Origin of the sequence: Solwaraspora sp. WMMB762, from assembly GCF_049179115.1 — a bacterium.
In the GTDB taxonomy this organism is placed as follows: domain Bacteria; phylum Actinomycetota; class Actinomycetes; order Mycobacteriales; family Micromonosporaceae; genus Micromonospora_E.
The window spans coordinates 1-8,393 of the sequence record NZ_JBMHMD010000002.1 but is presented as its reverse complement, the minus strand read 5'-3'; the positions used below and the strand labels follow the sequence as shown (position 1 = coordinate 8,393).

The 8,393-nt window shown below is 66.1% G+C and carries 8 protein-coding genes and 2 pseudogenes; 4 read left to right on the top strand and 6 right to left on the bottom strand.

Annotated elements, in window-relative coordinates; all coding sequences use genetic code 11:
- On the top strand, positions 1–558 hold a 558-nt coding region (locus ACN27J_RS33080), incomplete at its 5' end, for a transposase family protein (RefSeq protein WP_421372716.1).
- 66 nt (positions 559–624) lie between these two features.
- Entirely contained in the window at positions 625–837 is a 213-nt protein-coding gene (locus ACN27J_RS33075) for a DUF397 domain-containing protein (protein WP_421362032.1), read from the top strand.
- 404 nt (positions 838–1,241) lie between these two features.
- Here ACN27J_RS33075 and ACN27J_RS33070 read toward each other — a convergent pair.
- From ACN27J_RS33070 to ACN27J_RS33055, 4 genes and pseudogenes are all read right to left on the bottom strand, one after another.
- Positions 1,242–2,030: pseudogene (locus ACN27J_RS33070) on the bottom strand (ISAs1 family transposase); the annotation flags it as partial.
- A 100-nt stretch (positions 2,031–2,130) separates the two neighbouring features.
- Positions 2,131–2,430: pseudogene (locus tag ACN27J_RS33065) on the bottom strand (transposase family protein); the annotation flags it as partial.
- A gap of 224 nt (positions 2,431–2,654) precedes the next feature.
- The gene (locus ACN27J_RS33060; RefSeq protein WP_421362030.1) at positions 2,655–3,416 is read right to left on the bottom strand and encodes a hypothetical protein; all 762 of its coding nucleotides are present in this window, start codon (positions 3,414–3,416) and stop codon (positions 2,655–2,657) included.
- 2 nt (positions 3,417–3,418) lie between these two features.
- Positions 3,419–4,078 carry an SH3 domain-containing protein gene (locus tag ACN27J_RS33055; RefSeq protein ID WP_421362028.1) on the bottom strand — a complete coding sequence of 220 codons (660 nt, stop codon included), beginning with the start codon at positions 4,076–4,078 and terminating at the stop codon, positions 3,419–3,421.
- Positions 4,079–5,115: 1,037 nt separating this feature from the next.
- Between ACN27J_RS33055 and ACN27J_RS33050 the strand changes: the two genes are divergently transcribed.
- On the top strand, positions 5,116–5,649 hold the full coding sequence (locus ACN27J_RS33050) for a hypothetical protein (protein ID WP_421362026.1): 534 nt from the start codon (positions 5,116–5,118) through the stop codon (positions 5,647–5,649).
- A 29-nt stretch (positions 5,650–5,678) separates the two neighbouring features.
- On the opposite strand, the gene ACN27J_RS33045 is transcribed toward ACN27J_RS33050, so the two are convergent.
- A complete protein-coding gene (locus tag ACN27J_RS33045) occupies positions 5,679–6,461 on the bottom strand; it encodes a transposase family protein (RefSeq protein ID WP_421362024.1) in 783 nt (260 codons plus the stop codon).
- 276 nt (positions 6,462–6,737) lie between these two features.
- On the bottom strand, positions 6,738–6,977 hold the full coding sequence (locus tag ACN27J_RS33040) for a winged helix-turn-helix domain-containing protein (RefSeq protein WP_421362022.1): 240 nt from the start codon (positions 6,975–6,977) through the stop codon (positions 6,738–6,740).
- A 307-nt stretch (positions 6,978–7,284) separates the two neighbouring features.
- On the opposite strand from ACN27J_RS33040, the gene ACN27J_RS33035 reads away from it, so the two are divergent.
- On the top strand, positions 7,285–8,304 hold the full coding sequence (locus ACN27J_RS33035; protein WP_421372058.1) for an ABC transporter substrate-binding protein: 1,020 nt from the start codon (positions 7,285–7,287) through the stop codon (positions 8,302–8,304).
- Positions 8,305–8,393: the final 89 nt, after the last annotated feature.

Genomic DNA, 8,393 nt, shown 5'->3' with positions numbered 1-8,393 from the left:
GAGCCGCTGGTGGACGTGGTGTTGACCCCGCTGTACGAGCAGGTCCGTGACCAGGCCCGCCGGGACGCGGTCCTGGTCGATGGTCTGGTCGCGCCGGTCGGGGAACGCGACGACGTCGACGGGCTGTTCTCCGAGAAGAAGGGCTTCTGTGGGCAGAACGTGCAGGTGGTGGCCAATCTCGCCGGGCGGGTGGTCGATGTGGGTGACCCGTGTCCGGGTGGCATGCACGACCGGAAGGCGTTCGACGTGTCCGGGATCGCCGCCGGGTGGGCCGGCCACTACGCCCCCGGCGGGCCCGGGATGATCGGTGACAAGGGGTACCAGGGTGCCGGCATCGTGAGTCCGTACAAGAAGCCTCGGGGTCGGGAGTTGACCGGGGTCCGACGCGCGTGCAACACCGCACTCAACCGGCTCCGCGCCGCCGTCGAACGCGCGATCGCCCATCTGAAGTGTTGGAAGGTTCTCAAGACCGGGTTCCGCAGATCGTTGGAACACTTTCCTGCCACATTACGTACGGTAATGAAGTTGGAGATCTTTCGCGTTTACGGATTACGTTGAGAAAGCCCGGTAATAGTTTCGGGAAGTCCTCGAGGATCATGATCACTTCTGCATTGGAGGCACTCCGTGAAGCCTGACCAGACCGGTGCCCAGTGGCGTAAGTCCAGCCGCAGCGGCAACGGCAACAACTGCGTGGAGGTGGCCACCAACCTCCTCCCGACGACCGGGCGGGTCCTCGTCCGCGACAGCAAGAACCCGACAGCAGGCGTCCTGAGCATCAACCCCCAGGACTGGCAGTCCTTCGTACGCGAAGCGAGCCGCGAACGCTTCACCGCCTAACAAGCCAGTACGCCGCAGCCACCCTGCCGTCTCGGTTGGCCCTGTCCGCAGAGGGCGGCTGACAGCGTCAACGCATCGATCCCAGTAGCCGGCACGCCACCGTGCCGGCTACTGCTACTGGCAGCAGTTGATCCCCTCAAGTCACGGATTGCGCGGTGCTCGGCGCGAAGACCAATACCGCACGGTCGCTGCCGCCGGAAACGATACGCTGCCGGCTGTCTGATTTTGGTAGCACCGCGACCGCGTTGACCTCGCCGATGTGACCGGTCAACTCGGCCAGTTGCTCATCGGTGTCAGGGGTTCCAAACCCCGCACCAACCCCAAACCAACCCCACCCCGGAGATAATGGGGCCGTTGCCGTCCGCTCCTGGCACGCCGACCTAAACTTCACGGCCGTTTCAAGATCATCTGGTGAGGTCGAGGATGGTGAATGGCCTGGTCATGTTGCGGGCGGCCCATCTGGTGGCTTCCGTGACGTCGGTTCGGCCGGCCAGGCGTAGGGCGTTGATCGCGAGGTTACGTAGCGAGGCCAGGATCCGGGGCCCGGACCGGGTACGCGTGGTCGACCGGTCCTCCCGGTAGCAGGTGTCTCTGATCCAGTGCAACGATTCGATGGCCCAGTGACTGCGGTTGTAGGCGGCCAGTTCGGCGGGGCCGGCCTGGTCGGGAGTGTGGCTGGCGACGCCGAGCTGCGCGGCGGCGGACTGTTTCCCGGTGGCGGTGTGCGTGACGTAGCGTTCGATCAGCCAGACCTGGTTGACGTGCGGGAACGGCAGATCGGGCGGGGCGGGCAGGACACGGATCGTGCGGCGGGTCCGGCGGCCGTGTCCGATGTCGACGCTTTCCAGGTCGGGCGGGGTGTCGGCCCAGGGCAGTGTGTTGAGGGCGTCGAACAGGGTCCGGCGGTTCTCCTTGACCGGGAACATGAACTGGCCGCCACGGTGGTGGATCAGTTCGGCGGTCGCCCTGGCGGTGTGCAACGCGTCCGCGGTGACGGTCATGCCTGGCAGGTCGAGGGTCTGCAGCAGGGCGCGGGCGGTGGCCGGTTCCGTGGTCTTGGCGCCGTCGGTCGGCGCCTGGGCGAGCACGACGCCCACCGTTCCCGGTCGCGGGTCCCCGGCGAGAGCGGACAGCAGGTGCAACTGGTTCCCGTCGTCGTCGACGGCGCCGCCGACGGTCTTGCCGTCCAGGCGTAACTGGGTCGGCGCGCCGGCTCTGACGTGGGCGTGTCGTTGTCCATTCGGCGATGACGGCGTCGAGCACGTCGGCGTCGGCGTCGGTGCAGACCCGCCAGATCGTCGACCGGGACGGCCGTCCGGCCGGGCGGGCCGCGACCCGTTCGTAGAGGCTGTCCACGATCTCGCACGGCACGTCGGCGACCCAGCCCGCGATCGCCGTGTAGCCGGTCGCTCCGGCCACGGTCGCGGCCGCCACCAGCGTCAGGACGACCGCGACCGGATGGTCGCGCCCCTGTGCCGACCGGCCGTCGGACACCGCGATCAACAGCTCCAGCAGGTCGTGACACGACGACGCGACGTCACCGACGACCGGCGTGGACACCGGATCGACGGTAGGGGTGACAGAATGCGGCATGACGAAGCTCCGGGTGGACAAGATCCTTGAGAAGACCTCGTCCTAACGGAGCTTCGTCCCTACTCGACACGCCGACACACCAACCGTCACCCACGGTCACAATGATCTTGAAACGGCCATGACCTAAACTTTGACCGTTTTGGTGGCTCTCACCGACTACGCAGCGGCCCCGAGTTCACCACGCTCCGCATGGCATCACCACGGTGCTTCGCACCCTTCGGTGGTCACCAGGGATCTTCGACGCAGGTGGTTCGGGTTAGGGGTCCATCTTTTCCGGCATTGGTGTACATCGCCTCCGCGATCACGCACGTATCGATTGCGCTTATCATGTTGGAATATCCGTAGGAGCCGCCGTTTAGTCGCAGCGGGTATTTCTTGCGAACGTCGTCAGCGGGACGGTAGACGGCTAGGATTATCTGCCCGCCGCGCAGTTCAGGGGCAACATCCGGGTTCAGCTCAGCACGTGCCCAGACGGTTCCGCATAGCGGCGAGGCTCTCATCTCGAGTCGGCCGATGTCACGTTCGTTCGAATCGAGAATTCGGGGTCCGTCTTTGCCGATCGGACTTGTGACCGCCGAATCGACACAACCAGACTCCTCGGGGTCTCTACCATCGTAGGCGGAGCTAAATTCTGGATCCGAGCGGACTGCGAGGGCAGTCGCGGTCACGGTCACGGCGATCAAGGCCAGAGTCGCGGTTATGCCAAGCCACCGCCAGAGCGGTGATTCAACGTTGTATCGACCGTTGCTCACGGCTCGGCCAGCCTCAATGAGGGAGTGTCGCTTGTAGGCGCAGGCTAGCCAGACGACCGAGCCGCTGAACAGCAATGGCGCGGCTAGAAGCATGGTGTAGAGGAGCCATCCAGGGGCGGTCAGGTCGCCATTGAACTGGGCGGCGAGGCCGACCGCGGTCGCGGCCACGAAGGTCGTGATAACCTCGTAGACCGCGACGCGCGGCGGCAGCGGGTTGAAGCTGTGGCGGCCCATCGTTACCAAGTGATCGCGGATGAGGCGACGCCGTCAGCTGTGACCCAGTAGTTGGGACCGGCACCGGACCAGCACTGCCGGTCGGTGTACGCCGATCCGGCTGCATCGGTGGTGATGGTAAAGGTCCAGAAGCCGGCTGGGTCTGCGGAGTCGTGGCAGGTGACGATGATGTTCTTGTGGGCCGGGTAGCCAGTCAGCGTGATTGCGTATCGGAAGCCGGACGGGGCGGACTGCCCAGGCTCCACTCTGAGTTTCGGGCCAGCCGGAGCGTAGTCGTACCGATGGCCGTCGCACTGATTCGTTCGGGTTTGGCCTGCGACCAGTTCTGACCAGACGTATCCAGAGTAACCATTGTAGAGTCCATCGAGCAGGGTAACCCAAAACCAGCGCGGAGACAGACCCTCGATGGGAGCGTTGCCGTCGGTCGAGCACACCATCCTCACGGGCGTGCCGTTCGGCAGCCAGTCGATCACTCCGCATGCGTTGGTGCTGGTGCCGTGACTCGGCAGGGAAGGACAGGCACGTAGGTTCGCGCCGCCGCTCTCCGGCGACTGGATCTGGCTAGTCGGATAACTGTTGTCTGTGGCTGCAGCCGAGGGAACGGGCAGGGCGATCATGCCGGTCAGCGCCAGTGCTGCGACGGCGAAGTTGATGACCCTCACTTTACTTCTCCTTGGTGTCGCGTGGAACGGTCCACTCTCCGAGCAAGATCGACATAGGAGAGCGTCGCGCAGAGCTATGTGTCCAGGACGCTCCGGGCGAGACCGGTTGAGTCTCGGCCCCGCGTCCTGGCCATGATGATCTGTCGCCTACAGGTTACGGGCTAGAGACGGCCCTGGCGAGGGAGTTATGGACCCGCTGGCGGGTAGGAAGCTACCCTAGGGTCATGCCGTTCCGGGATCCTGGCTGGACGATATTCTACGAGGAGTTTCTTGCACACCTCGGCGAAACCACCTCTGCTGCCGTTGCCGCCCACCTTGGAGTCGAGGAAGAGACGGTTCGGAACTGGCGCAAAGGCCGCTCGCACCCTACCCTTGCGATGCTGCCGACGATCGCTGAGTTTCTGAAGATGGGTGTTTCTGGAGAAACGGGTGATCGTGATCCACTGTACCTACATCGGCGTATGGGGCTGCTCCCGCCCAAGCCGCCTGATGAACAGCTGATCGATGCGGCATACCGGCTACAGAAACTCGAGCAGAGACTTTCCGAGGCGATGGAACGGGCAGGTGCCCTTGGTCGGCGGGAAGGCGCGAGTGCTGTCGTACGCGCAGCAGTGAGGAGTGGAGAGTGGGCTGTCGCTGTATGGCCGGCAGTCGAAGGGCCGCCCAGATGTCGGCTGCACGTCGCCGATCGACTCGACATTCGCCCTGTCGACGGACGGCCGGTCACCCATCATGATGTCTGGCAAGACCCCACGTTGCGTAGCGCTCTACGCGCCGCATATGCGGTGCCGGCCGTTGGACGGAGACCCCGCTGGTCTGGGGAGGACAGCGTGTCTCACTGGGCGATCAGCCATGTGGGCTCACCTCGCAGTCCGCTGATCCGATTCCCACATTCCGCAGTCATTAGCGTTGTCTGCCTGGCTCTAACGATTGAGTCGTGGGTGAACGACGTCGCATCCCTAATCGGAACAGCGCTCGGATACGGGTTGACGACGACCCGAGATCTAGCGATGGAGGCATACGGCCTACACTCCGGCATGACGCGCGCCGAGCATCGCCTAGCTGCATACGACGCGAAGCTGCAACGGCCGCCAGAGTGCCGGGTACTCAGTCACCACACGCCGCTTCCTGGCTCGCTGCGGTCGCCGTTCATGCCGATGTCCGGGCGGTGGCCTGAGAACGTCGTCTTCGTCTGGCTTCGAGAGGACGACGGCCTGCTACGTCAGTGGCTGGAACGGCCGACATCCGAGTTCACGTTCGATAGGCTCGCTTCGGACCGGGCCGCGATCGACCAGTACGCGCAGGCGGCAGCGGAACCCGAGCGGATCATCACCGTGGACACTCGCCAGACCAGGGACACGACGGCGCGATGGCAGCAGGTCCTTGAGTCGGTCAGTACTGCGCTCTCGCAGATGGTCGAGCGCGGTCTTCTTACCACCGACCTTACCGCTGTTCAGGAGAAGGCCGAGTTGGATGACCCCGCCGTAGCCGGGCCCTTACTTCGCTGGCTTCGCGCGGATGCCTGTGCTGCTGTGCCTGAGGTAGCAGGACCCCACGCGTTCCGTTCATAAGTCCGGCCTTGACCTGCACTGAGCCGTTTTCATCCTGTGTAGCGATTGGCTTCGACGTGGTGCAGGACGAGGATGGCCTGCACGATCGCGGTGGCGCGGTGCGGGCTGCAGCGCAGCTTGGTCAGGATCTTCCAGGTCTTGAGCGTGGCAATGGCCCGTTCGCCGCGTGCTCGGATTTTCGCGTGCCCCCGGTTGATCGTCTTCTGTCGGCGTGACAGCCTCGGCCGGAAGCGGTGGCGCTTGAACGGGGTGCGAACGCTTCCCCGGGCGCCCTGGTAGCCCTTGTCGGCGAAGGTCATCACCTCAGCGCTGGTCAGCGCGTGGGTGATGCCGTGGACACGGGCGGCGGTGAGGTCGTGCGCCGAGCCCGGCAGTGCCCGGGAGGCCCAGACGAGCCGGCCGGCGGCGTCGGCGATGACCTGCACGTTCACGCCATGGCGCCGGTGTTTGCCGGAGTAGTACGGCTTCTGGTCCGCCACGCGGTCGATCGGGATCAGCGTGCCGTCCAGGATCGCGTACGCCAGGTGTCGGATGCGGCGCATCGCCGTGGCCAGGTCCTCGGCGACCGCGGCGAGTAGCGCGATCGCTTCCTGGACGTACCGCCAGGCGGTGGCGACACCGACGGCGAACCCGGCGGCGAGCCGGGTGTAGGTGTCGCCGTTACGCAGGTGAGCCAGGGCGAGTAGCGCCTGGCGGCCCGGGTCGAGGTGCCGCCATCGGGATCGATGCTGGTTGCGGTGGGCTCGGATGAGGTCGGTGAGGTGGTTGAGGGTGCGGCTGGACAGCGGGATCGTGGAGGGGTAAGACAGCACAGGCGAGGCTCCCGGTCGGGGCATCGGATCTTGGTCGACTGCTGTCTTACCTGGAGCCTCGCCCTCATCGCTCTCCGGGCTCGCTGCACCCGCCCCGAGCTGCAAGATCAGCTTGGAAAAGGCTCACTACATCGGTCCGGTGTAAACCGTCCCGGCGATGTCCGGCCAGCGGCGCGCGCCCGGGGGCAGCTGCCATCTCGGTCCCACCGTCACTGGACCGGTCCCCTCGCGGGGTGCGGAAGTGGAGCTTCGCAAACGTGGGCACCAGGCCCCTGGTCAGCTCGGTGCTGTGGTGACGTAGACGCCTCGGCCTTGGTGGCCTTGAAGGACGCCGCGTTCCTGGAGGCGCGCGAGGGCTTGGCGGACGGTGGGTGCTGAGCATTCGTACTGTTCGCGGAGTTCCGTTGTGGATGGGATCTTGTCGCCGGGTTTGAGGTCGCCGGTGGCGATGGCGGACTCGATGTCGCGCATGATCCGGCGGAAGACCGGCTCTGCGGGCTGGGAGGGGGTCGGCACGGCGGGCTCCTCGCGTAGGTGGAGCCATCGCATCACGCCTGACCTGTGTTGGCAAGTAAGTCAAGTGTCACGTGTTGACTTGGCTTACTTAGCAATCTAGGTTTTCGGTCTGGTTGAGGTGCCGTCCTCGCGTAGGGGCTGAGGCGGGATACCTCGACCGCGGCCTGCCCTCCTATGCCTGGGCGTCCCCCGTCGTCGAGGACGGGAGGGCAGGCCATCCCGCTCTGCCCGCTGCGGCTTCCTGGCGCCCGCGCCCTTCCGTGCGCGAGCGCATCCCAACATGTATTGCTAAGTAAGCGAGGTTCTGATGGTGCGTACGATGACCCGCCGCCGGCTACTCGCCGGTGGGGCCGCTGTCGCGGCCGGGGTAGCTGCCTCGGCTTGCGGTCGGTTGCCCGCTGCCGGCCCCGCCGCTGTGCAGACGGTCAAGGTGTTGACGGGTGCCGGGTTCCAGGGGCGGGAGGCTCCGCTGCTGGTGGCGCGGGCTCAGGGCTGGTTCCGTGACGTGGGTCTGGCCGTGGAGGTGCTGCCGGGCAAGGGGTCGGGCGAGAATCTGAAGCTGCTGGCGGCCGGGCGGGTCGACGTGGCGACGCTGGACGTGAACGCCGCGATGATCGAGGCCAGCACGCCCGGCGGTATCAGGGACTTCCGGCTGACGTCGGTGCTGCACCAGCGGAACCTGGCGTGTTTCGTCGCGTTGGCGTCGTCGGGCATCCGCACGCCAGGTGATCTGGCGGGCCGGCGGTTGTCGTACCTGCCGGGCGGCATCAACCACGTGCTGTTCCCGACGTACGCGCAGCTGGCCGGTTTCGACCCCTCGGGCGTTCAATGGGTGAGCAACCCGGTGCCGGCCCAGCACGCGGCGCTGCTCGCCGAAGGAAGAGTCGACGCCATCTCGCAGTTCGTGCCGGCGGTGGAGTCGGTGCGGTCCGTCGCGAAGCAGGACCTGTCGGTGCTGCCGTTCGCTGACTGGATCGGTGACCTGCACGGCTCGGCGATGGCCGTCTCCACAGCGACCGCGACCAACCGCGCCGACGTGGTCCGCCGCTTCAACCGGGCACTTTTACGCGGGCTGGACTACTGCATGTGCCACCCCGACCAGGCGGGCAAGGCGTACGCGGCACAGCCGGAGACGCAGGGCCAGCAGGCCCACCTCGCCACCGCCGAGCTGACAGCGCTGCGCGGCTACGTCACCCCGGAAGAAGGACACCTCGGCCACTTCGACGAGGCGAGGGTGGCCCGCAACATCGCGATCCTGCATGGTGCCGGTGCCATACCCGCTGGGCTGGTGCCGTCGGACATCATCGCCCCGGAACTTGTCTCATGAACCGGCCCACGCCGCCGACGCCGGGTCTCGCCTCGGCTGTCACCGCGCGGCTGTGGACGGTGGTCGCGGGAGCCTGCCCGCCGGTTCTC

What these genes read in the sequence shown, in the direction of transcription:
- ACN27J_RS33060 (WP_421362030.1), bottom strand. Translation starts at nt 3,416, where the DNA reads ATGGGCCGCCACAGCTTCAACCCGCTGCCGCCGCGCGTCGCGGTCTAC.
- ACN27J_RS33050 (WP_421362026.1), top strand. Translation starts at nt 5,116, where the DNA reads ATGACGCGCGCCGAGCATCGCCTAGCTGCATACGACGCGAAGCTGCAA.
- ACN27J_RS33035 (WP_421372058.1), top strand. Translation starts at nt 7,285, where the DNA reads ATGGTGCGTACGATGACCCGCCGCCGGCTACTCGCCGGTGGGGCCGCT.